General features: G+C 68.4%; 28 protein-coding genes. 12 read left to right on the plus strand and 16 right to left on the minus strand.

Annotated features, from left to right (window positions below; translation table 11 throughout):
* Positions 1-216: 216 nt before the first annotated feature.
* Entirely contained in the window at positions 217-576 is a 360-nt protein-coding gene (locus tag AC07NS_RS23095) for a hypothetical protein (protein ID WP_494607089.1), read from the plus strand.
* 6 nt (positions 577-582) lie between these two features.
* Here AC07NS_RS23095 and AC07NS_RS23100 read toward each other — a convergent pair whose 3' ends face one another.
* The 7 genes from AC07NS_RS23100 to AC07NS_RS23130 form a co-directional block, all read right to left on the minus strand.
* The gene (locus AC07NS_RS23100) at positions 583-1,407 is read right to left on the minus strand and encodes a PhzF family phenazine biosynthesis protein (RefSeq protein ID WP_494607091.1); all 825 of its coding nucleotides are present in this window, start codon (positions 1,405-1,407) and stop codon (positions 583-585) included.
* Between the two features lie 17 nt (positions 1,408-1,424).
* Entirely contained in the window at positions 1,425-2,042 is a 618-nt protein-coding gene (locus AC07NS_RS23105; protein ID WP_494607093.1) for a DJ-1/PfpI family protein, read from the minus strand.
* 96 nt (positions 2,043-2,138) lie between these two features.
* Positions 2,139-3,767, minus strand: coding sequence for a family 43 glycosylhydrolase (locus AC07NS_RS23110; RefSeq protein WP_494607409.1), 1,629 nt, complete (start codon positions 3,765-3,767; stop codon positions 2,139-2,141).
* 69 nt (positions 3,768-3,836) lie between these two features.
* Positions 3,837-4,418 carry a nucleotidyltransferase family protein gene (locus AC07NS_RS23115; protein WP_494607095.1) on the minus strand — a complete coding sequence of 194 codons (582 nt, stop codon included), beginning with the start codon at positions 4,416-4,418 and terminating at the stop codon, positions 3,837-3,839.
* Complete coding sequence (gene thiD, locus AC07NS_RS23120) at positions 4,415-5,203, minus strand: bifunctional hydroxymethylpyrimidine kinase/phosphomethylpyrimidine kinase (RefSeq protein ID WP_494607411.1); 789 nt, start codon at positions 5,201-5,203, stop codon at positions 4,415-4,417. Before thiD ends, AC07NS_RS23115 begins: the two co-directional genes overlap by 4 nt.
* 89 nt (positions 5,204-5,292) lie before the next feature.
* A complete protein-coding gene (gene rcdA / locus AC07NS_RS23125) occupies positions 5,293-5,805 on the minus strand; it encodes a protease adaptor protein RcdA (protein WP_494607097.1) in 513 nt (170 codons plus the stop codon).
* A gap of 154 nt (positions 5,806-5,959) precedes the next feature.
* Positions 5,960-6,166: a DUF1192 domain-containing protein gene (locus AC07NS_RS23130; RefSeq protein ID WP_110121621.1), complete on the minus strand. Its 207-nt coding sequence runs from the start codon at positions 6,164-6,166 to the stop codon at positions 5,960-5,962.
* Positions 6,167-6,240: 74 nt separating this feature from the next.
* Between AC07NS_RS23130 and AC07NS_RS23135 the strand changes: the two genes are divergently transcribed.
* Positions 6,241-7,215: an NAD(P)H-quinone oxidoreductase gene (locus tag AC07NS_RS23135; RefSeq protein ID WP_494607099.1), complete on the plus strand. Its 975-nt coding sequence runs from the start codon at positions 6,241-6,243 to the stop codon at positions 7,213-7,215.
* A 755-nt stretch (positions 7,216-7,970) separates the two neighbouring features.
* Here the strand turns inward: AC07NS_RS23135 and AC07NS_RS23140 are convergent.
* Positions 7,971-8,522: a hypothetical protein gene (locus AC07NS_RS23140; protein WP_494607100.1), complete on the minus strand. Its 552-nt coding sequence runs from the start codon at positions 8,520-8,522 to the stop codon at positions 7,971-7,973.
* Positions 8,523-8,588: 66 nt separating this feature from the next.
* Here AC07NS_RS23140 and AC07NS_RS23145 point away from each other — a divergent pair, with 66 nt between their 5' ends.
* The gene (locus tag AC07NS_RS23145; protein WP_494607102.1) at positions 8,589-9,089 is read left to right on the plus strand and encodes a hypothetical protein; all 501 of its coding nucleotides are present in this window, start codon (positions 8,589-8,591) and stop codon (positions 9,087-9,089) included.
* A gap of 13 nt (positions 9,090-9,102) precedes the next feature.
* On the opposite strand, the gene AC07NS_RS23150 is transcribed toward AC07NS_RS23145, so the two are convergent.
* Positions 9,103-9,729, minus strand: a complete 627-nt coding sequence (locus AC07NS_RS23150) for a hypothetical protein (protein WP_494607104.1) — start codon at positions 9,727-9,729, stop codon at positions 9,103-9,105.
* Positions 9,730-9,919: 190 nt separating this feature from the next.
* Here AC07NS_RS23150 and AC07NS_RS23155 point away from each other — a divergent pair, with 190 nt between their 5' ends.
* A complete protein-coding gene (locus AC07NS_RS23155) occupies positions 9,920-10,633 on the plus strand; it encodes a DUF1013 domain-containing protein (RefSeq protein WP_494607106.1) in 714 nt (237 codons plus the stop codon).
* An 86-nt stretch (positions 10,634-10,719) separates the two neighbouring features.
* Here AC07NS_RS23155 and AC07NS_RS23160 read toward each other — a convergent pair whose 3' ends face one another.
* Complete coding sequence (locus AC07NS_RS23160) at positions 10,720-10,893, minus strand: YdcH family protein (RefSeq protein ID WP_110117944.1); 174 nt, start codon at positions 10,891-10,893, stop codon at positions 10,720-10,722.
* 133 nt (positions 10,894-11,026) lie between these two features.
* Here AC07NS_RS23160 and AC07NS_RS23165 point away from each other — a divergent pair, with 133 nt between their 5' ends.
* The 3 genes from AC07NS_RS23165 (at position 11,027) to AC07NS_RS23175 (ending at position 12,438) form a co-directional block, all read left to right on the plus strand.
* Complete coding sequence (locus tag AC07NS_RS23165; RefSeq protein ID WP_494607108.1) at positions 11,027-11,668, plus strand: UbiX family flavin prenyltransferase; 642 nt, start codon at positions 11,027-11,029, stop codon at positions 11,666-11,668.
* Between the two features lie 5 nt (positions 11,669-11,673).
* On the plus strand, positions 11,674-12,123 hold the full coding sequence (locus tag AC07NS_RS23170) for a TIGR02444 family protein (RefSeq protein WP_494607110.1): 450 nt from the start codon (positions 11,674-11,676) through the stop codon (positions 12,121-12,123).
* Between the two features lie 93 nt (positions 12,124-12,216).
* A complete protein-coding gene (locus tag AC07NS_RS23175) occupies positions 12,217-12,438 on the plus strand; it encodes a YdcH family protein (RefSeq protein WP_494607112.1) in 222 nt (73 codons plus the stop codon).
* A 146-nt stretch (positions 12,439-12,584) separates the two neighbouring features.
* Here AC07NS_RS23175 and cdd read toward each other — a convergent pair whose 3' ends face one another.
* Both cdd and AC07NS_RS23185 read right to left on the minus strand, forming a co-directional pair.
* Positions 12,585-13,016 carry a cytidine deaminase gene (gene cdd, locus AC07NS_RS23180; protein WP_494607114.1) on the minus strand — a complete coding sequence of 144 codons (432 nt, stop codon included), beginning with the start codon at positions 13,014-13,016 and terminating at the stop codon, positions 12,585-12,587.
* An 89-nt stretch (positions 13,017-13,105) separates the two neighbouring features.
* The gene (locus AC07NS_RS23185; RefSeq protein WP_494607116.1) at positions 13,106-13,378 is read right to left on the minus strand and encodes a BolA family protein; all 273 of its coding nucleotides are present in this window, start codon (positions 13,376-13,378) and stop codon (positions 13,106-13,108) included.
* Between the two features lie 59 nt (positions 13,379-13,437).
* On the opposite strand from AC07NS_RS23185, the gene AC07NS_RS23190 reads away from it, so the two are divergent.
* Positions 13,438-14,091: a J domain-containing protein gene (locus AC07NS_RS23190; RefSeq protein ID WP_494607118.1), complete on the plus strand. Its 654-nt coding sequence runs from the start codon at positions 13,438-13,440 to the stop codon at positions 14,089-14,091.
* Positions 14,092-14,098: 7 nt separating this feature from the next.
* Here the strand turns inward: AC07NS_RS23190 and AC07NS_RS23195 are convergent, their stop codons facing one another.
* The 3 genes from AC07NS_RS23195 to AC07NS_RS23205 all read right to left on the minus strand — a co-directional run bounded on the left by AC07NS_RS23195 (position 14,099) and on the right by AC07NS_RS23205 (position 16,754).
* Positions 14,099-14,938: a hypothetical protein gene (locus tag AC07NS_RS23195; protein ID WP_494607121.1), complete on the minus strand. Its 840-nt coding sequence runs from the start codon at positions 14,936-14,938 to the stop codon at positions 14,099-14,101.
* Positions 14,939-14,999: 61 nt separating this feature from the next.
* The gene (locus AC07NS_RS23200; protein WP_110121324.1) at positions 15,000-15,305 is read right to left on the minus strand and encodes a hypothetical protein; all 306 of its coding nucleotides are present in this window, start codon (positions 15,303-15,305) and stop codon (positions 15,000-15,002) included.
* A gap of 66 nt (positions 15,306-15,371) precedes the next feature.
* On the minus strand, positions 15,372-16,754 hold the full coding sequence (locus AC07NS_RS23205) for a hypothetical protein (RefSeq protein ID WP_494607122.1): 1,383 nt from the start codon (positions 16,752-16,754) through the stop codon (positions 15,372-15,374).
* Between the two features lie 374 nt (positions 16,755-17,128).
* Between AC07NS_RS23205 and AC07NS_RS23210 the strand changes: the two genes are divergently transcribed.
* Complete coding sequence (locus AC07NS_RS23210; protein ID WP_494607124.1) at positions 17,129-17,614, plus strand: ribonuclease H family protein; 486 nt, start codon at positions 17,129-17,131, stop codon at positions 17,612-17,614.
* A 170-nt stretch (positions 17,615-17,784) separates the two neighbouring features.
* On the opposite strand, the gene AC07NS_RS23215 is transcribed toward AC07NS_RS23210, so the two are convergent.
* Positions 17,785-18,165 carry a methylglyoxal synthase gene (locus AC07NS_RS23215; protein ID WP_494607126.1) on the minus strand — a complete coding sequence of 127 codons (381 nt, stop codon included), beginning with the start codon at positions 18,163-18,165 and terminating at the stop codon, positions 17,785-17,787.
* A gap of 179 nt (positions 18,166-18,344) precedes the next feature.
* Here AC07NS_RS23215 and AC07NS_RS23220 point away from each other — a divergent pair, with 179 nt between their 5' ends.
* From AC07NS_RS23220 to AC07NS_RS23230, 3 genes are all read left to right on the plus strand, one after another.
* Entirely contained in the window at positions 18,345-19,559 is a 1,215-nt protein-coding gene (locus AC07NS_RS23220) for a glycosyl hydrolase 53 family protein (RefSeq protein ID WP_494607128.1), read from the plus strand.
* A 131-nt stretch (positions 19,560-19,690) separates the two neighbouring features.
* Positions 19,691-20,992 carry a trypsin-like serine protease gene (locus AC07NS_RS23225; RefSeq protein ID WP_494607130.1) on the plus strand — a complete coding sequence of 434 codons (1,302 nt, stop codon included), beginning with the start codon at positions 19,691-19,693 and terminating at the stop codon, positions 20,990-20,992.
* On the plus strand, positions 20,989-21,699 hold the full coding sequence (locus tag AC07NS_RS23230; RefSeq protein ID WP_494607132.1) for a TIGR02594 family protein: 711 nt from the start codon (positions 20,989-20,991) through the stop codon (positions 21,697-21,699). The genes AC07NS_RS23225 and AC07NS_RS23230 overlap by 4 nt, the downstream gene beginning before the upstream one ends.
* Positions 21,700-21,704: the final 5 nt, after the last annotated feature.

A 21,704-nucleotide genomic window follows, 5' to 3' on the forward strand; every position in this document is an offset into this window, starting at 1 on the left:
GCCGATTAAAACTCCGCGCATCCCCGCGTAGGCGGGGATACTCGGTGGAGTGGGGTCCTTCCGCGATCCAAATCGGCTTCGCATCGCTCCGCTACGCCTTCAGGTAGATGAACCCAACATAACGACGGGCTCAGAACCGCTTCAGGCGGGACGTGGTCTCTTCTCCTCAACGCCGCCGACAAGGACGGCGGAGCAGATTGAGAAGGAACCGAACCGATGAAGAAGATCATTCTCCCGATCGTTGCGGTCTCGACCCTGGCGGCCGCCACCCTCCCCGCCGCGGCCATGGCCCAGCCCATCAACCAGCGCCAGGCGCAGCTCGAGCAGCGGATCGACCGCGGCGTGCGCAGCGGCGACCTGAACCGCCAGGAAGCCCGCCGTCTGCACGGCGAACTGCGTGAAGTGGCCCGCCTCGAATACCGCTACCGCGCCGGCGGCCTGAACGGCTGGGAGCGCGCCGACCTCGACCGCCGCCTGGACCGCGTCAGCGCCCAGATCCGCTACGAGCGTCATGACCGCGACTACGGCCAAGGCTACGGCCGCGGCGACCGCAACGACCATCGCGGTCGCTGGTAACAGCTACTAGAAGGTCGGCTCCACCCGGAGCCGGCTTTCCACCACCGTAAGGCCGCGGCCGCGCAGGATCACGCGCGCGCCGCGGCTTTCGCATGACAGGTCCCCGCCCCGGCCCGGATAGGCCTGGTGGAACTCCAGCGCCGTCGCTCCCAGCTTGTCGCCATAGAGCGGCATCAGGATGCAGTGGGCCGAACCCGTGGTCGGATCCTCGGGAATGCCGGCCGCCGGTGCGAAGAAGCGGCTGACCACCGCGTAGGGCCGGCCCGCATCGGCAAGGGCGACGGCGATGACCTGGCCCTTGCCGTCGGTCGCCTCGCTTTCGACGCGGTTGAGGGCCGCGAAGTCAGGCTCCAGCCGCCGCACGGCCGCCTCGTCCTCCACCACCGCCACCAGATAGGCCCCGGCCCAGGCCTCGACCACCGGCGCGCCCAGAGCCTCGGCCAGACCCGCCGGGATCGCGACCCGGCGCGGCGGATTGGCCGGAAAATCCATCTCCAACCGCTCGCCATCGCGCCGCACCCGCAGCTCGCCCGACAGGGTGTCGAAGGCCAGCACCTCGACGTCCGCGCCCAGTTCGGCGAACAGGGCGTGGGCTGAAGCCAAGGTGGCGTGACCGCACAGCGGAGCCTCCCTGGCCGGGGTGAACCAGCGCAGGCCGTAGCGGGCGGGATCGGCGGTCTTCAGCAGGAAGGCCGTCTCGGCCTGGTTGTTCTCGGCCGCCAGGGCCTGCATCCAGGCGTCGCTCGGCCAGCGGTCGAACGGCTCGACCACGCAGGCCGGGTTGCCCTTGAAGGGGGCGGACGCGAAGGCGTCGATGGTCCATTGGCGCATGGGGCTTCTCCCGAAAATCAGGCGGCGGCCTGGCCGGCCGGCAGGAAGGGCGTGATCGCCGCCAAGGCGCGGACGGCGTAGACGTCCTTCTCGCCCACCGGCGCGACGTAGCGGATGGCTTCCTCGGCCTCGGCCAGGCCCGCCAGCCGCGCGATCGTCCAGGCGGCCAGATACTGCGAGGCCAGGCAGCCGCCGGCGGTGGCGACATTGCCGTGAGCGACGAACGGCGCGTCCAGCACTTGGACGCCGGCCTCGATCACCCAGGGCTTGGTCGTAAGATCGGTGCAGGCCGGCAGGTCGCCGACCAGGCCGAGCTTGGCCAGCAGCAAGGTCCCCGAGCACTGTGCGCCGATCAGCTGGCGCGAGGGATCAAGCTTCAGCCGCGACAGCAGGTCGGCGTCGGCGGCGATCTCGCGGGTCTTCGAGCCGCTGCCGATCAGCACGGCGTCGGCCTCGGCGGCGAATTCTAGGGGCTGCTGGCGCTGCACCGTCACCCCGTTCAGCGACGTGACCTCCGGCGTCGGCGAGGTGATGTAAGCCGCCCAGCCCTTGGCCTTCATGCGATTGAGGATCGCCGCGGCGATGAACGAGTCCAACTCGTTGTAGCCATCGAACGTCAGAACCGCGATCCGCAACCGAGCCTCCTCTTGCGCGAGGCTCAAGCGGTAACGGGCAATGATCCATGAAGCAAAAGGAGTATTGTCATCATGACAATACTCCCATGCGAGACGTCAGGCGCTTTCCACCGTCTTCGGCAGGCCGGCGCGATAGACGAAATTGCGCAGCCGCACCTCGCCCGCACCCGCCGCATAGATCCCGACCTTCAGGCTGATGAAGCCGCCGAACACGTTGTGGTGCAGACCCGAGACCTCCATGCGGGTGCCGTGGCGGGTCCAGGTCGCGCCGTCGTCGTAGGAGTACCAGTACGTGACGACGTGCTCGTCGTTGCGCACCTTCAGGCGGACGCTGCGGGTCTCGTGCTTGATCCGCGCCCAGGCCAGTTCCTCGGAATACTGGAAGGTCTTCAGCGCCGTCGGGGTGACGCCCAGGCCGACGAAAGCCTTGTGATTGTAGAACAGCAGGATCCCCGCTTCGGCCTCGCCGATCAGGTCCAGCGAGATCTCGGCCTCGTACGAACGGTCGCCGACGATGCAGGTCAGGGGCGCGCTGTCGATCGGCGAGGTTCCCGAGCCCTTCAGGCGCAGGGCCTTGGTCTCGAAGGTCGCGCGCTCGCCCTCGCCCGGTTTGGGATCGTGGAAGGCCCACTGCAGGCCGAAGCGGTCGGCCGAGAAGTCGTCCGACAGGGAAAAGCCCGACGGTCCGGCCTTGCCGCCGCGCGGCTTGCGGATCGGCTTGGAGAGGTCGCCGCCCAGGGGCTTGAACCAGCCGTCGGCGGTCCATTCGATCGGCTCCAGCAGGGTCTGGCGACCCAGGGTGCGAAAACCGTTCTCATAGGCGTGATAGACCATCCACCAGTCGCCGGCCGGTCCCTCGACTAGGCTGGCGTGGCCGCGCGACCACCAGGGCTCGGCCTCGCTTCGGGTGCGCACCAGCGGATTGTGCGGGCAGTGCTCCCACGGCCCGTTCACCGAACGCGAGCGGGCGGCGATGACCATGTGGCCGGTCACCGGCCCGGCCGTGCCGCCGACGGCGGTGATCAGGTAGAACCAGCCGTTGTGGCGCAGCAGCTTGGGGCCTTCGGGCGCGAAGTTCTCGACGATCCAGTCGTCGGGATAGCGCCAGGGGTCGTAGGCCTTCTCCAGTTGGCCGTCGGTGGCCAGGCCGTCGTCGGTCAGGCGGATCCTGCGCACGCCGTTGACGAACAGGTAGCGCTTGCCGTCCTCGCCCACGACATGGCCGGGATCGATGCAGCCGCTGATCTTCAGATCGACCGGATCGCTCCACGGCCCCTCGATGCTGTCGGCCCAGATGGCGAAGATCGACCAGCCCTGCCCCGTCGGGTCGGCCGGGATGTAGATGAAGTAGCGGCCGTCGTGCTTGACCAGGTCCACCGCCCAGATCGTGCCGAGCGGCTTGCGCAGCGCCGGGCCGACCGGGGTCCAGTTCACCAGGTCCGTCGACTTCCAGATCACCAGGCCCGGATAGGCCAGGAACGACGAGAACGTCATGTAGTAGACGTCGCCGTCCTTGAGGATCGTCGGGTCGGGGTGATCGCCGGCGATGATCGGGTTCAGATAGGTCCCGTCGCCCAGATCGGCCGTGCGGCGACCGTCGGGACCCTTGCCCCAGGTCGGGGGCTTAGCGACAGGCTTGGCCTCGGCGGTTTGTGCGGCCAGGACAGGCGCGGCGGCGGCGCCCGCCAGGAGGCCTTTGAACAGGGTGCGGCGCGGCAGGGCCATGGGGTCGCTCACGAAAATGATAGCGCTATCAATTTCCGTAGAGCGGTGCGGCGACGCCGTCCAGAGCGGTCAGCCCTCGACGCTGATCTCCGGCCAGCGGGCCTTGGCCGAGCCGGTGGTGCGCGCCCAGCCGCCCGCGCCCTTCACCCGCAGCGGGTTGGGCCGCAGGCGCATGGCAAAGAGGTCGTCCAGGCCGAACGGCGCCCAGACGCGCAAAGCGTCGTCCGCCTCCAGCCGCACGCCGACGCAGAAGGCCGTGGCCACGAACCGCTCCAGGGCCTCGGCGCTGGAGCGCAGGGCCGGATAGGGTTCGTCGGCGCCGAACTTCTTTTCGAACCACAGGTGCACGCGGGCCTGGTTGCGCACCTCGACCAGTTCGCGCAGCGGCGGCTCGAAGGCGGCGGCGACGCGCTGGATCACGACGTCCTCGGCCTCGTAGGAGGTGTCGCTGTCGTCGTGATAGGCGACGTCGTAGTCCTTGATGCCGTAGTCCAGCGGCCGGCCGGTCAGGCTGTTGAACACCGGCTGGTAGATGGCGCCGGAGAAGATCATCCAGTCGGGAAGATCCAGATCCCGCACGGTGCGCAGCACCTGCATGGTCGTCGGCGTGGCGCGGACGATCTCGACCAGGCGAGCTTGCAGATCGCTCATCGGCGCACCGGCCAGGCGTGGTCGAGCGGGCCGTGGCCCTTGCCGAGGCCAGGGGCGCGCAGCATGGCCTCGTGGACGTAGTTCCAGGCCCGGGCGACGGCCTGCGTCAGCGGCAGACCCTGCGACAGGCCGGTGGCGACGGCGCTGGCCAGGGTGCAGCCGGTGCCGTGGGTGTGGCGGGTGTCGATCCGCTCGCCCTCGAAGCTGGTCTCGCCCTGGCGGGTGATCAACAGGTCCACGACCCGCTCGCCAGAGACGTGACCGCCCTTCATCAGGACGGCGTGGGCGCCGAGCTCCAGCAGGGCCTCGCCGGCGCGGCGCTGGTCGTCGATGGTCTCGACCGGCAGGCCGGTCAGGGCCGAAGCCTCGGGGGCGTTGGGGGTCAGCAGCGTGGCGCGCGGGATCATCAGCGCCTTGACCGCGTCGATCGCGCGATCCGCCAGCAACGGCGCACCGCCCTTGGCGATCATCACCGGGTCGACGACGGCGGGGACGTGCGGGGCGCTGGCCAGGACGCGGGCGACGGTCTCGACCACGCCGACATCGCCCAGCATGCCGGTCTTGAAGGCGTCGGCGCCGATGTCGTCGAGCACGGCGCGGGCCTGGGCCTCGATCACATCGAGCGGGAGCGGATGGACGCCAGTGACGCCCAGGGTGTTCTGCACGGTGATGGCGGTGATCGCCGTGGCCGCGTAGCCGCCAAGGGCGGTGACGGTCTTGATGTCGGCCTGGACGCCCGCCCCGCCGCCGGAATCGGATCCGGCCAGGATGAGGACGCGGCCCAGGAAGGGTCCGGCGGGAATGGCGGAATCGGGGGAAGGCGCTTGGGTCACGCGCCTGTCCTACCCCGCTTTGAAGTCGGTTTGAACGGGGATCAGGCGACGCCGAAGGCGGCGGTCAGGCGGTCGAACTGGGCCTGGACGGGGCGCGGGGCCTCATCGACGGCGGCGGCTTCGACGTACATGCGGCGGTCCAGGTGACGGACCCGCTCGTACAGGCGCTCGGAGCGCTGCAGCAGGTTCACCAGGCCGAACGGCAGGTCTTCGATCGCGGCGGCCTGCTCGACGGCCTCGACGGCGAGGCGGTAGTTCTCGGCGCAGGCGGCCTCGGGGGCCATCTCGCCTTCCTTGACCGCGCGCTGCACCAGCAGCCACGAGGCCACCTGCATCAGCCGGGTGGTCAGGCGCATGCTTTCGCTGGCGTAGGCCAGGGCGGCGTTGCGCGACAGGATCTTGCTGTCATGACGGCCGGCCCCGTCGAGATAGGCCGCGGTCTCCTCGACCAGCAGCATGCCCTCGTCGAAGGTGCGGTCGAACAGTTCGGAGCGCGCGAAGTCCTGGATGACTCCCGCCCGCCAGGGGGCCGTGGACGCGTTCGGATCGGTCATGTCTACTCAATGCCTCTAAGGCCGCGAGGACGTCTCGCTTGAGGAGGCCGACTGCAACCCCCGTGCCAAGTCTTAACGTCCCGTTTCGCGACCGCCCCGACTCACTGTGACCGACGGACGCGCCTCAGGGTCCACGGGTAGCGTAAACCATTCGTTAGTCGAGGCGACCAAACAGCGCATCGGCCGCGGCGCGTCCGGCTTTCTTCTTGCTGAGCTGGGCTTTGGTGCGGGCGATTTCGGCCTCGAGGGCCTCGATCCGCTCCTCCAGTTCGCGCACGCCGTAGATCTCCAGATCCTCGTGCGCGGCCGTGTTCAACGCGTCGCCGCGGAACGCGCGCGGCTCGACCGGCTCTTCCATCATCGGCCATCCTCCCTTTCCGATCGACCATCAGACGCCTACCTAGGGCGCGACGCAAGCGCGACGGAGCCGCCAGCATGTCCCAGACCATGACCGCGATCGAGATCGAAGGCGGCAAGGGGGCGGCCGACGCCCTTCGCCCCACGCAGGCGGAACGTCCCGTTCCAGGGCCGGGCGAGATCCTGATCCGGGTGCGCGCGGCGGGCGTCAATCGTCCGGACCTGTTGCAGCGCCTGGGGTTCTATCCGCCGCCGCCCGGCGCGCCGACGACGCTGGGCCTGGAGGTCGCCGGCGAGGTCGAAGTCGCCGCCGGACGCTGGAAGGTCGGCGACAAGGTCTGCGCCCTGCTGGGCGGCGGGGGGTATGCAGAGTACGCCGTGGTCGACGCCCGCCAGGCCCTGCCCGTACCGGAAGGCTTTGATTTCATTCACGCCGCGGCCCTGCCCGAGACGGTCTTCACCGTCTTCGCCAATGTGTTCGAACATGGCGCGCTGAAGCCTGGCGAGACCATTTTGATTCATGGTGGGACGTCCGGGATCGGGACAACGGCGATCGCCATGGCCAAGGCGGCCGGCGCGATCGTCATCGCCACAGGTCGCGGGGCCGACAAGAAGGCCAAGGCGCTCGAACTCGGCGCCGACCTGGCCGTCGACGCCAAGACCGAGGACTTCGCCGAAGTCGCCAAGAGCGCCGGCGGGGTCGATGTGGTGCTCGACATGGTCGGGGCCGCCTATTTCGACAAGAACCTCGACGCCCTGAAGACCGGCGGCCGCATCGTCTACATCGCCGCCCTGGCCGGCGGGACGCTGGAGGTCCCGGTGATGAAGGTGATGCAGAAGCGGGCGGTGATCACCGGCTCGACCCTGCGCCCCCGCCCCGCCGACGAGAAGGCCCGCCTGGCCGCCGAGGTCGAGCGCACCGTCTGGCCGTGGATCGCGGCCGGCAAGCTCAAGCCCATCGTCGACGCCACCTTCCCCCTGGCCGAGGCGGCCAAGGCCCATGCGCACCTGGAAGCCGGCGAGCACGTGGGCAAGGTGGTGCTGGTTCCCTGATCCTTGTCCCCTTGCGGGAGAGGGAACGGGTTGGCGATCTCACGCGCGATCGCGCTGAGCTGGTGAAGGAGAGCGGAGCGCCCCGGGCGACGCCCGGAGGTGTGTAGACAGATACCGTTTCGACGAAGCCAAGACGCTCCGCGCGGTCGTTTGGCTGCCGGCTTCCCGGGCGGCGGCGCTCTTAACGCCTTACCAGGACCGCCTTCGAGGTTTCCCTGTCGGGCGGCGACGAGGAGAGGGGCGCTCTGTAATCCTCGTCCAAGCCGACGGCGGGCGGGCCTGGCCAGCGCCAGGTCCCCGGACACGACGGATCTTCCCAATCCGACCCAGTCCCGCTCGATCGCATCCCGCCGCCGCATGGTCGCTGGCCGCGCGCCCCTTCGGTGCGGCGAGACCCAGTGATTATGCGGGTGGTTTGAGCGCGTCTGATCCAAGGCGCTGAGAAAGTTGCAAGGGGTTGGATTGGTTGGGATTTGCGGCGAGATCGTCGGGGATCCAGCGCGCTCTATCCCCATTAGCCCTTCTTCTCCCTTCCCCCTCGATGGGGGGGGGAGGGCCGGGGTTGGGGGTGGTTGCTGCGGTCGGGTTTGATGAGGCCGTGCAGGCGGAACCGCAGCGCGTCACCCCCATCCCAACCCTTCCCCCATCGAGGGGGAAGGGCTTTGACCTGCGACGGCACGTTTCAGAAGAAAAAGCCTGGGTCCCCGCTTTCGCGGGGATTTTACGGGAGTGGGAATACGCGGAGCCCCGTCCCGCTAGTTCGGCGGCGGAGGCGGCGCGGCGCGGGGGACGCGCTTGACCAGGCGCACCGTGTCGACCAGCTGGAGGCGCCCGCCCGGCAGTTCCTTCATCTTCAGGTCGGCGCTGTTGAGGTTGATGGTCTTGTAGTAGGCGCCTTCGCGCGGCGCGGCGATGCAGGCCCGGTCGCCGTTGCAGCCGACGACGATGGTGATGCGTGGGAACATGCCGCGCTCGTCCTTGCGCACCGCGATTTCCAGGTTGCCCTCGGTGAAGTCCACGACGTCGGGACGCAGGACCGCGAAGGTGTCGCCGCCGTAGTCCTCGATGTTGGCGCCGTCCAGCTGCACCGTCGCGTTGATCGTCCAGAACTGCGAGCGGGAACGGTCGATGCGGTCGTTCAGGTCGACGATGAAGGGCGCGGCGACGGCGAACAGGATCAGGTAGGCGGCGAAGGCCCCGCCGGCGTTGAAGGTTATGCCCGCCAGGACCCCCGTCGCCCGCACGGGCGACTTGGGAAACAGCCGGTAGATCAGAATGCTCGGCAGCAGAGGCAGCAGAAACCACATGCAAAGAGCGACAATCGAGAGTATCACGACCACGACATGCACTCCGATCGGGCTGGAGATGGAATCATGGGATGCAAAGCCAAATCCCTGATCGCACTTTGCGCCACGGCCATCCTTTTGACCACCCCGGTCAATTCCATAGCGCAGAACAACACTCAATCCTGCACTGCCGAGTTTTTCAACACGTCGAACCAGTTTCTATACTATTTCGATCGCGGAAAATTCGATGACGCCTTCCGCTTCGTTCGATCCGAATATCGACCGATGCGGAACCTGCCAGAATTCAAAAAATACTTTTCCGACCGCCGCAAGAAAGTGGGCGGCAACCCCATCTATGTTGAATACAGCGAAAACGCGTTGAAGTATAAAAAATCAACCGCAGAGAGATTGAAGAGCAATTTTCAACGGAAAGTCACAAAAAGCTCGCTCTACAGGCTCAACGGTCGCACCACCTGCGCCATCACCTACGAAGTCGAATACCCCACTGCTTTCGCCAGTGAATACATATACATAACCAAGGCCGGCGACACGCTGAAGGTGATGCGCTTCGACGACGGAGCCTGGTGAGCCCCCTCCCCACTCAGTTCCAGGCGCCGGCCTTCAGGGCCTTTTCGAAGGTGGCGGCGTAGCCGGCGATCTGGGCGGCCTTGTCGTTGCCGTTGATGACGTAGCGCGCCAGGCCGTAGGCCTTCTGGGTGGCCGAGCCGGCGGCCTTGTCGATGTAGCGGCCCAGCCCCTTGGCCGTGAACCAACCCTCCTCCATGCCCAGCGCCATGATCGCGGCGGCGAGATCCGGACGCTTGGCCAGGGTCGGCTGCTGGTCGATCGGCTCGTCCAGCTCCTTGGCGGCGCGGACGTAGTTGTTCTTCCAGGTCAGCTGCACATAGCCCCGGCCGTGATAGCGCACGCCGTCGCCGGGCGCGGTGTTGCCGTTGGCCTTGGCGCGCTTGGGATTGATCCCCTCGACGTCGTAGAGCCGGCGGAAATAGGCGTCGCCGCCCTGCTCGTCGATCGGCTGCATGGTCTGGGCGGTCTCGTGATAGGCGGTGGCCAGGCCGTAGGCGGTCCAGGCCGCGCCCCAGCCGTGGGCGCCCAGCGCGGTGAGGATGGCGTCGCAGCCGGCCACCTCGGTCTGGCTCAGGGACGGCCCCAGCATCTTGGAACCGCGGATGGAGTCGTAGAAAGCGTCACTGTCCTTCAGGGCCATGGCGCGCCTCCCGCTTTCGCCTTTTCGGCGAGGTTAGCAGAATGCACGCATCGCGATCAATGCGGCGCATAACAGCCCTGTCGCGAGCCGCATCGATCCCCGTTCCCTTTCCGGGAGAACCGGATTATAGCTCTCGTTGAACAACCCCGCCCGGCCGAAAGGTCGGGCGCCGTCATTTCTGGAGGACCGCATGTCCGACATTCTGATGCCCAAGGCGACCGCCGTCTGGCTCGTGGACAACACCTCGCTGAGCTTCGAGCAGATCGCCGACTTCTGCGGCCTGCACCCGCTGGAAGTTCGCGGCATCGCCGACGGCGAAGTGGCGCGCGACATCCGCGGCGCCGATCCGATCGGCAACGGCCAGCTGACCCGCGAGGAGCTGGACAAGGCCCAGCGCGCCCCGCAGTACCGCATGAAGGCCCAGGTGAGCCGTCACGCCGAGCTGCTGAAGCCGCAGAAGAAGGCCCCGCGCTACACCCCGGTGTCGCGTCGCCAGGACCGTCCGGACGCCATCGCCTGGTTCATCCGCCACCACCCGGAAGTGACCGACGCCCAGATCTCGAAGATCCTCGGCACGACCAAGGCCACCATCGAGCAGGTGCGCAACCGCACTCACTGGAACGCGGCCAACATCAAGCCGGTCGATCCGGTGACCCTGGGCTTGGTCGGCCAGCTGGAACTCGACGCCCTCGTCAAGAAGGCGGCCGAGAAGAAGGCCAAGGACGACGCCAAGAAGGGCATCGTCGCCGAGGACCCGACCCTGCGTCCGGCGACCGAAACGGCCTACATCTCCGAGGAAGAGCAGGAAGAGCGCGACATCCGCGCCGCCCGCGCCGAGCCGAAGGCCGAGGACGTGTTCGGCTCGTTCAAGGGCAATGTCGACGACGAAGACGACGAGGACTGATCCCTCTCCTGTCCGCGAGGACGGGAAAACCGGACAGCAAAAAGGCCCATCCGACGCTCGGATGGGCCTTTTCCTTGCTTGGAAAGCTAGTGGAGCCTCGCTCGAAGTCCCTCTATCTCCTCCTTGAGCCTGAGCTTCTGCCGCTTCAGCTCTCGAAGCCTGGTGGCGTCGCTACCCGGTCGACTGGTCTCCTCCTGGATCGTGCGGTCGAGGTTCTCGTGACGGGACCCCAGCTCGCGGATACGGGATTCGATGGCCATGGGCTCGGCCTCCTTTTGGGCTGTTGACCGAGGGAGTGAACACCCGCTGGTCCGGACTGTCAGATCACATATGATTGCAATCGGCGGCGCTTGACGTGGCGACGCTTCCTCCCGTGACGGACGAAAATTCACCATGACGGACGCCGCCGCCCCCGCCTCCACCCGTGGTTTCAAGCCCCGCCTGGTGATCGGAATCTCCGGCGCCTCGGGGGCGCTCTACGGCCTGCGCGCCCTGGCCGCCTGCCGCGAACTGGGCGTCGAGAGCCATCTGGTGATGAGCAAGTCGGCGGCCCTGACCCTGACCCAGGAGACCGGTCTTTCGGTGGCCCAGGCCGCCGAGACGGCCGACGTCGTGCACCGGATCGGCGACGTCGGGGCCTCGATCGCCTCGGGCTCCTACCGCACCCTGGGCATGATCGTCGCCCCCTGCTCGGTGCGGACGATGAGCGAGATCTCCACCGGCGTAACCTCTTCCCTGCTGACCCGCGCCGCCGACGTGACCCTGAAGGAGCGCCGGCCGCTGGTGCTGATGGTGCGCGAGAGCCCGCTGCACCTGGGCCACCTGCGCACCCTGACGCGCCTTGCCGAAATGGGCGCGGCGATCGCCCCGCCGGTGCCGGCGTTCTACGCCAAGCCCATCTCGATCGAGGAGATGGTCGACCAGTCGGTGGGCCGGGCGCTCGACCTCTTCGGCCTGACCTGGGGGCCGGTGAAGCGCTGGGGCGAGGACCTTCCTCCGATCGGCGGTTCGGTCAACGAAACGGACGAAAATTAACGGCCATGCGGTTCTGGGACTGGGCGCTTTCCGTCTATGCGCGACAGCCTGTCGCAGTCGCCTGCCTGCACCTGCAGGACGCGCACGGCCAGAACGTGCCGTTCCTGCTGTGGGCGGCTTGGACGGCGCTGGAGGGACGGCCCGCGGACCTGGCCCGCGCCGCGGCCCTGGTCCGCGCCTGGGACGTCGAGATCGGCGCGCCCCTGCGCGGTGTGCGCCGGGCGTTGAAGCCCGAGCGTCCCGACGTGGCCGATCCGGCCCGGGAGACCTTCCGCGACCAGGTCAAGGCGGCCGAACTGGCCGGCGAGAAGCTCTTGATGGAAAGCCTGGAGGCGATCTGCGGCCCCGTGGGGGCCACGGCCGACGTCTACGGCGCCCTGTTGGCGGCGGCCCGGGCCACCGGCGAGCCGCCGCAGGACGCGGCTTTGGCGCGGCTGGCCGATGCTTTGGCCTGAAATGGGGGCGCGGCGCGCTCCGACCTTTACCGCCCGTCAGGCTTTGCTATCTATCACCGCCTTCGGACCAGTGCTCAGAGTGGGGGAACGTCCATGAACGATGACGATCCTTCGGAAGAAACCTCCATCGCCATCGAGCGCCGCCTGGCGATCCTGCGCGAGGAGCACCAGGACCTGTCGGACGCCGTCACGGCCCTGGAAGAGCGCCCCCAGCCCGACATGCTGCAGATCGCCCGCCTCAAGCGCCGCAAGCTGGCCCTGAAGGACGAGATCGTGCGCCTGGAAGACCAGGTGACGCCGGACATCATCGCCTGATCAGCGAACCTCCCCCTCTGGGGGAGGCGATCGCGCAGCGATCGGTGGGGGGCGTGACTGCGAAGCCCGCCAAGGCCTGCGGCAGCTGAAAACGTCCCCCCGCCGGCCTTCGGCCGCCTCCCCCAAAGGGGGAGGTTCCTAACGGGCTATTCCAGATCCCCCGGCCCGAACGCCTCGGGCAGCAGACTCCAGAACGGCGTGCGCTTCGTGGCCGCCCCGCCCTGCACCGAGACGATCTCGCAGGTCTTCACGGCGAACTCGCCGATGCGCTGGCGGCAGGCGCCGCAGGGTTGGACGACGGCGTCGGAGCCGGCGGCGATGTAGACGCGCTCGATGCGGCGGCCGCCGGCCGTGACCATGGCCCCGATCGCCGTCTGCTCGGCGCAGGTGCCCGACGGATAGGCGGCGTTCTCGACATTGACGCCGAAATGCACCCCGCCCAAATCATCGACGACGGCGCTGGCGACGGTGAAGTTCGAATAGCGGGCGTAGGACCGCGCCAGATAGGCCGGCAGCGCGGCGGCGATGGCCGCTTCGTCGGAAGCCTGGATTTCGGAAGAAAATTTAGCGGCGCTCATGCCATCCCTCGGATCCCGGCAGGATCGCGCCGGGAACCGAGGCAATCAGTCGCGGCCCGCTTATGCAAGTGCAAACCGAGACATCCGGCTCAGCTTTCGCCGGGCGCCAGGGCGACGATCGACAGGGCGTGCACGGGACCGGCCATCTCCTCGGCCAGGGCCTGGAAAATCAGCCGCTGGCGGGCCACGCGGCCCTTGCCGGCGAAGGCTTGCGCCTCGATCGTCAGGTTGAAGTGGCTCTCGCCGCCCTCGCGGTGGCCGCCATGGCCCCGATGGCGCTCGCTGTCGTCCACGACCTCGAGCCGGGTGGGCGAAAAAGCGGTGGTCAACTTGGCTTCGATGGCGTCAGAGACGGCGCCCATTGGTGATCTCCGGCATGTCAATCCTTGAACGGAAATAGCCTGGGCTTACTCTAAGCGCCATGAGCCGTGCGTTCGAATACCGCCCCAAGTTCTTCGACATCCGCGTCCGCCCGCCCAAGCCGGGCGAGGAGGAGGGTCCGCGCGCCGACGACGTCAACCGGCTGAAGCCCGGTCAGCGCCGGTGCGAGCATGCCGACTGCCTGCGCGCGGCCGAGGCCAAGGCGCCCAAAAGCCGCGACCTGCCGGGCCAGTACTACCATTTCTGCCAGCAGCACGCGGCCGAGTACAACAAGAGCTGGAACTTCTACGCCGGCATGAACGAGGGCCAGATCCGCGCCGAGCAGGAGCGTGAGAAGGTCACCGGCGGCCGGCCGACCTGGAGCATGAAGGCCGACGCCGGCTCGCGCGAGGCCGCCGCGGCCGCCGCTCGCGACGCCCGCAACATGGCCGACCCGTTCGGCCTGTTCCGCGCCCAGCAACGCAAGGCCGAATCGGCCGCCGCCGGCCGCGCCGTCGGCAAGCTGGAGCGCCAGGCCCTGGCCGACATGGACCTGGACGTCGACGCCGACGCCGCGGCCATCCGCGCCCGCTACAAGGACCTGCTCAAGCGCTGCCACCCCGACATGAACGGCGGCGACCGCAGCGCCGAGCACAAGCTCCAGCGGGTCATCAAGGCCTACAAGACCCTGCAGAAGTCCGGGATGGCGAAATAGCGACGGCTCAGGGGGCCAGGCGGCGATAGCCCTTGGTCGGGAAGTAGTCCTCTTCGGCCTCGGGCGCGGACTCGCCTTCGCGCAGCCCCTGGGGCGTGATGCGGAAGAGAGGCTGGGCCGCGCGGCCCTCCGCCTCGATCCGTCCGGGCGCGCCGACGACGAGGACCGCCGACCGTTCTCCCAGGCCGTCATCGGACTCGCAGGTCAGCGCGAACCGCTCGGCCGCCAGCCAGCGGTCCGGACGGCAGCGGGCGTCGCTGTCGGCCACGAAGGTCAGCCTGTCCTCCCCGGCCTTGAACACCGACAGGCCGCCGCCGAAATCGCCATAGTCGCCGACCACCAGCCAGCGGCCGTCGGGCGAGGCGACGGGCGCCCCCTCGCCCAGGCCGATCAACTCGCCCCGAGCATCCACTAGCATGGCCATCTCGTCGCCCTCGCCATGCATGAAGCCGAGATAGGGATAGCGCCGGCCGCCCAGGTCGAGCACGCCCGAGAACCGCCAGCGGCTGCACTGATCGAAGCCGTCGCAATAGCCGGCGTCGGTGAAGGCGGCGACGTCGCGGCCGCCGATGCGCAGGAACAGGGTGTCGCCCTCGCGCCGGGCGAAATCGGGACTGGCCTTGATGCGCCCAGCCTCCTCGTCCCGGCCCTGGTCGAGGTTCTCGCGCAGCTGCCGGGCGTAGGCGCGATCGTCTTCGGCTTGAGACACCGTGACGTCCGGCGAGGCGGCGGCGGAGCGGGCGGCTTCGGCGCGGTCGCGGCGGAGCGTCAGCCCACCGGCGACGGCGAGGGTGGCCGCCATGACGGCGACCGTGACGATCCAGGGAAAGGCGCGCTTGAAGGCCATGGCCGAGCTTTAGGCCCGGCCACGCGTTCGCGCGAGTCCAGAAACGGACTCGCGCTTAAATTCAGCGGATGCGGATGCGGATCGGCACGTCGATGAACGAACCGGCGCGGCTCTTGCCGTCCGGGCCCAGCAGGTCGACCTGGATCTGCGAGGCCATCTGCAGGGCGGCGTCGCCAACACCGAGATCATTGGGGCTCTCGGCCTGAACGCTGCAAGCCGTCAGGCCGCCGTTGTTCTTGACCATGCAGGAAAGCAGGGCCACCGCTTCGCGCGGTTGCGCCACCTGGACGACACGGGCCTGCGGCTCGGCCGAGGCGGACGGAGCGGCGGCGGTCACGGCGGCGGCGAGAACGAACGAAGCGATCACTGTATCATCCCTATTATCTTGCGGAGATCACCAGGGGGTGCCTGGAGGCTCCGGTGTCATTTTGGGTCAGGCGGCGTTCGCCTGCTTGAGCCGTTGCAACCCCTGGGCCGCCAGATCGGTCAGCGACCGCAGGCCAAGCTCGGCGAAGACGTCGAACGCGACCGCAAGGGCGGTGGCCGCCCGGTCGAGACGGCCGTCGTCGCGACCGGTGATCTCGACCCGCGCTTCATAGAGACGGGCCAGATTCATCTGGGCCACGGCCCAGCCGGCCGGATCGCGCGCGCCCGGGTGGGCGGAAAGCTCGGCCTTGAAGGCCATCTCGGCGGCGTCGAGCACCGCCAGGTCCGCCGTCAGCTCGGCGCAGCGGGCCAGGCTCAGGGCGCGGTTGTTGGCGACGGCGGCGCGCAGGGACAGGGCCGGCTGGACCTTCACGATGTGGGTGGCGCGGTCGTAGCAGGTGACGGCCTGCTCGAAGCAGCGGTCCGAGGTGGTGGCCTCGCCCATCATCTGCAGGGCCTCGCCCAGACCGGCCTGGGCGCGGGCCCAGTCCAGCGGGCTATGGCCGGGGTCGAGCGGCTCCAGCGCCTGGGTGGCGGCCTCGACGCCGTCGGCGATCCGGGAAAGCTCGCCGTCGAAATCGCCCAGGCGCGTCAGAGCCTCGGCGCGCAGCAGCTCCAGGCGCGACCAGGTCAGGGGTTCGAAATCGGGATCGAGGGCGGCGACAGCGACGCGGGCCTCGGCCAGGGCCACCTCGACCAGCGAGCGGTCCTTCAGGCGCACGGCGCAGGCCAGCAGCAGGTCGATGCGGGCGGCGCGCTGGTCGGCCAGTTGCAGGCGACCGCCGCCGGCCTTGGCGCCGCGATCGCTCGCCAACACTTCCAGCGGGGCCTCGAAGGCCTGGGCCGACGCCAGGGCGCGGTCGATATCGTTTTCGGACAGGGCCATGCGGCCGTCGACGGCGGCCATCAGGGCCGCGGCCAGCGGCGCGTGCGGGCCGTGGGCCGACTTGGCCAGGGAAAGCGTGGAGCCGGCGGCCGCGTGCAGGCCCTCGTCGCCGAACAGTTCGGCGCCCAGCATGGCCAGCACCGCCTGCTCGCAGCGGGCGGCGGCGGTCAGTTCGGGCTTGCGCTCGGTCTCGCCCAGCCGGGCGGCGGCCTCGGCCTGGGCCGCGCCTTTACGTAAAGCCGCCGCGTCGCCGGTGCGGCGGGCCACTTCGCGCCAGACCACGGCGGCCTCCAGCAGGCGCACCGCGCGATCCTTGCAGCCGATGCGGCCGGCCGCCACGTCGGCGGCGCGGGCCTCGTTGGTCAGCAGGCGCAGGTCCATCAGTTCCAGCAGCGCGGTGTCGCCGCCGGTCAGCCCTTCGCGGTGGGCGGCGGCATGGGACACGCGGCCCTGGCCGTCGACGCCCAGCAACCGCTTCAGGTCCCGTCCAACGAATTCGAACATCGCTCGCGCACTCCGCAGCCGGATCGTCCCACCTCGGCACGCCCGAGATGGATTTAACGCGATATCAGCAAAACCGGAGCCAACGCTCTTAACAAGGGGTTAACAGGTATGAATCCGCCGTTAACCATGAATATTCAGATCACATTAACTTTGATCGCCGTCGCGGCCCGGAAATCTGGGTTTTTGACCCATTTTGGCACGCTTTTTGCTTGATCGATCCACAACCAGCAGGCGGTGCGGTCGCACGAATTATAACTTCGTTCACTGAAGTAAAAATGACGTTAACTATAAGATTTAGGGCCTTGTTTACACTTTGTTCAGGGTCGTTACCGGGCGGAGTGGCGGATCGAGGCGCAAAACGCTAGGAAGCGTCCATGACCAGCCCTTCCGTGACCCTCTGGACCGCCGCCCTCTGCAAGCAGGATCCCGGCTATGGCGGCTGGGCGTTCGTCCGCCGGCAGGACGGCGAGTCGGGCGCGGCGGCGATCAAGGGAGCGGCCGGCGGCGAGCGCCGCACCAGCCTGGCGAAGATGAGTCTCACGGCGCTGATCGAGGCGCTGACCAGCCTGTCGGACCTGCCGGCCGATGCGGCCGTCACCCTGCGCTTCGCCGATCCCGCCCTGGCCGGTGAACTGGTCGCCAGCGACGGCGCCTATGCCACAGCCGAGCCCGAAGCCTGGGCCGCCGCCCGCGCCCTGGTCGCCGCCCGCCCGGTGCTGAACCTCGTCCCGCTGGCGGCCAGCGCGCCGGCGAGCGGGTTCCTGGCCGCCTGGGCCGAGTTCGGTTTGGACACGAGCAAGAGCCGCGGCAGCTTCAAGGCCGCGATCCCGAAGCCGAACTTGCTGAAGTTTCCGGGTTAAACCCTTCTCCCCTTGCGGGAGAAGGTGGCGGCCGAAGGCCGTCGGATGAGGGGTCTCTCAAACATGAGACACCTCACCCAACCTGACGGCTGCATGCGGTTTTGATTTCTGAGAGACCCCTCACCCGACCCTGCTCCGCAGGGCCACCCTCTCCCGCAAGGGGAGAGGGATCAGGCGTCGAGCCCCTTCACCACCAGCGTAGCGGTCGCCGCATTACACGCGAACGGGATGTCGGCCAGGGTCGCCAGGCGGATCAGGGCCTTGACGTCGACGTCGTGCGGTTGGGGCGACAGCGGGTCGACGAAGAAGATCAGAATGTCGAGCCGGCCCTCGGCGATCATCGCGCCCAGTTGCTGGTCGCCGCCCAGGGGGCCGCTCTTGAGGCGGGTCAGCTGCAGCTGCGGCAGGGCCTGCAGGATGCGGCCGCCGGTGGTGCCGGTGCCGTAGAGCACGTGCTTTTCCAGGAACGCCGCGTGGGCCAGGGCCCAGTCGACCAGCTCGGCCTTCTTGTCGTCGTGGGCCACGAGGCCGATGGCGAGCTGGCGTGTCATGCGGGACGGCTCCGGTTGAAGGCGTCCCTCCTATAGCGGCTGTCGCGGCGACCGCCAGCCACCCCTTCCCTTCGGCGGGCCACTTCACTTTTCACGCGCAATGCCGTTAGGATACATATTGAAACGATATCTCAAATAATGAGATCGCGTGCAGCGCGCGGTCCAAGGGAGCAGACGCCATGACCCTCGACCGTCGCGCCTTCGCCGCCGGCCTGACCGCCCTGCCCCTGCTGTCGGCCGCGCCTCGGGCTTTCGCCGCCACGCAGCCCGGCGCTCGCCCCGGCCCGTTCCTGCTGGGCGCCGACATCACCTGGATCCCGCAGGACGAAGCCGACGGGGCGGTGTTCTACGCGGGCGGCCAGAAGCGCGACATCCTGGCGATCCTGGGCGACGCCGGCTTCAACGCCATCAAGATCCGCATCTTCGTCAATCCCGAGAACGGCTACTCCAAGACCCGCAAGACCGATCCCTGGGCCGGCCTTGGCCAGACCGTGGCGATGGCCAAGCGGATCAAGGCCGCAGGCATGCACCTGACGATCAGCTTCCACTACAGCGACAACTGGGCCGATCCGCAGAAGCAGGTGAAACCCGCCGCCTGGACCGAGCTGCCGTTCGACGCCCTGGTCAAGGCCGTCGGCGACCACACCCGCACGGTGCTGAGCGCCCTGACCAAGGCCGGCGCCAGGCCCGACATGGTGGTGATCGGCAACGAGATCACCTTCGGCATGCTGTGGCCCGACGGCCGCGTGCCCCTGCCCGTCCCGACCGGCAACCCGGCCACCGACGCGGTGCACCTGAACGTTCCCGACGCCGGCGGCTTCGACAAGCTGGCCAGACTGCTGAGCGCGGGCCTGGACGCCTCGCGCGAGACGGTTCCGGGCGTCAAGACCAGCCTGCACAACCATCTGGGTCGCCACTGGACCATCATCAGCCACTGGACCGACAGCCTGCTCTCACGCGGCGTGCGCTTCGACGCCGTCGGCTTCTCCTGCTACCAGCAGGCGGCCGAGGGAGACTGGGCCAACACCTTCAAGCGCTTTTGCGAGCGCTATCGCGACCACGGCTTCTACGTGGCCGAATATTCCAGCCGGAAGCGCTACGTGAACGACCTGGTGTTCGACGCGCCCGGCCAGCGCGGCTGGGGCACGTTCATCTGGGAGCCGACCCGGCACCAGGAGGCGATCTTCGACCAGGACGGCCACAACGCCGGCGAGGGCCCGCGCCCCAACCTGCTGTCGCAGGGCATCAACGCCGCCGAGGCCCCCGGCGCCCACATCGCCGGCGCCCCGCCGCCCGAACCCGAAAAGACCGAGCACGGCGGCCGCTACGACGCCAACGCCTTCATGGAGCTCTATCGGCAGATGGCGCGGGATTATGGGGTGAAGAAGGGGTGACCGGACGATCCGCCTTCAGGCTCTCGATCATAGAACTCGCCGCGGAAATACACGCAAAGGGAGAAACATTCTTTTCCGCACGTCCGTCATGGTTAATGGTGAAGCTGTAGCTTCACCAGACGGACAGCCCGATGCGCGCGTTCCCATTGGAGAGTAACGCCAAGCGCCGCAGGCTCAGCCATCTGGCTCGATTTGCGTTGGGGGTGTTCGCCCTCGCCGCGGCGACATCGGCGGCCGGGTCCGATCGGCTCGCGGTCGACACCGTACAGGCGGACTGGCTGGCTCAGCCTCGCATGGTGGCGAGAGAGTTCGCCGGCGAGGCGCTGTCCCTTTACCGGACCACCAGCCTGGCCCCCGCCGCGGGTTCGATCGCCATCAACTATCCGAACGGTGACATCGAGATGTGCAGCGGCGCGCTGGTCGCCCCGCGTCAGGTGCTCACAGCCGCCCACTGCGTCTGCGGCAGGCCCTATACCGCCGACTACGGACCGGACGCCGCCGCCTGCTCGAAAACGCTGTCCGAGCTTCGGATCAGCGTCTATCTGCCGAGTTCGGGCTTCTTCGAGGCTTCGGCCCCCGCCGTCGTCCATCCCCGCTACCAGGCCGACGACGACAGCGTGGGTTTGCGTCGCCGTTCGGTTTTCGACCTGGCGATCATCACCCTGGACCGGACACCTTCGGCGCGCCCGTTGCCCCGCGCAGGGATCGACCCGCGCATGGTGCAGGTCGGCTATGGCCTGCTCGCCGAAACGCCCCCCACCAGCCTCGATCTCGAAAACCAGCCTACGGGCGGCAATCAGGAATACCTCCCTGGGATCGGCCAGGCCGCTATGCAGACCATCCGTGCGGGCAAGACCGATTGCGGCCTACATGCGCCGCCGGAAGCGGTCTGCGCGGCCTACAGCCCGCTCCCCGTACTTGATCCTCGCGGCCACTCAACAACGGCCTGCGGCGGCGACTCCGGCGCGCCGCTGCTGGCCTTCCGCAACGGCCAGGTCGTCGGTGTCGCCGCCGTGGCCTTCTTGGTCGCCGGCTCCGGCAGCGACCCCGAAGCCTGCCTGCGGGCCGGCGCCCGCTACACGCTTTATACCGACCTTTCCTGGCCCGAGGTCGCCCGCTGGCTGGACGCCGAACTGCGCCCTTCGGCCGTCGACGCCGAGGGCCTGGTATGCGGCGACAACCCGCTGAGCGCGGAAGATCCGGACGTGCGTCTGGTGGACGGCCCCGAGATCGTTTCGGCCAGCGCCATTCGGCGACGCGGCGCCCTGGCGCCGCGTATCGCGATCGAAGGCGCCGCGCCCGGCGACTGCACGACTGACGAGGGTCGGGTCGCAATCTCCTGTCGCATAACCCCCGGCCGCAGGCCGATCGTTCGCCATGAGGGTCCGGTGCAAGTCACCGCCTGCTGGTCTCCCCAAAGGAGTGGTTCATGACCTTGTCCCGCCGCGGCCTCTTCGCCGCTCCAGCCCTCGCGACCGGCGCCGTGGCGTCCACGGTCGCCGCGCAGCCGCAGTCCACGCCGCCGGCGGACTCGATCTTCGCCGATTTCATCGGACCGCAGTTCGATCCGGAGCACGATCATCGCAATGCCGCGATCGGCACGGGTTCACCCCTGCATGACGAGATCGCCGTCGCGGTCCGCCTGCTGCTGGGCGCGGGAAAATACGACCATCACCTGGACGTCGCCCGCTACTTCCAGAACATCAAGGAGCGCAATATCCAGGGCGAGCCCTACAATCGAGAATGGTCCAAGCGGGGAAATCCGCTGATCACCGGCCTGTTTTCGATGACCCAAACTCTGCCGGCGAAGGGCGACGAAACGCCTTGGTGCGCGGCCTTCGTCAGCTTCTGCCTCTACGCCGCCGGTCGGCCCACCGAAAGAACGGCCCGTGCGCGCGACTACGTCGGCTATCGCAACCAGGCCCGGACGTCGGATCCGCGCCCTGGCGACCTCGCCGTCTTCAAACGCAACGAGGCAGACGGCCACGTCGGTTTCTTCACGCGCTGGCAGACCAACGCCGCCGGCGCTCGGACCGGCAAGTTCATGGTGCTGGGCGGCAACCAGAGCGACGGGGTCAGCGAGGCCGCCTATCCGACGGCGAAAACCTCATTGATCGGCTTCTACCGCGTAGACGACTAACCAGG

This window comes from Caulobacter sp. GW821-FHT10A10 (assembly GCF_059415745.1).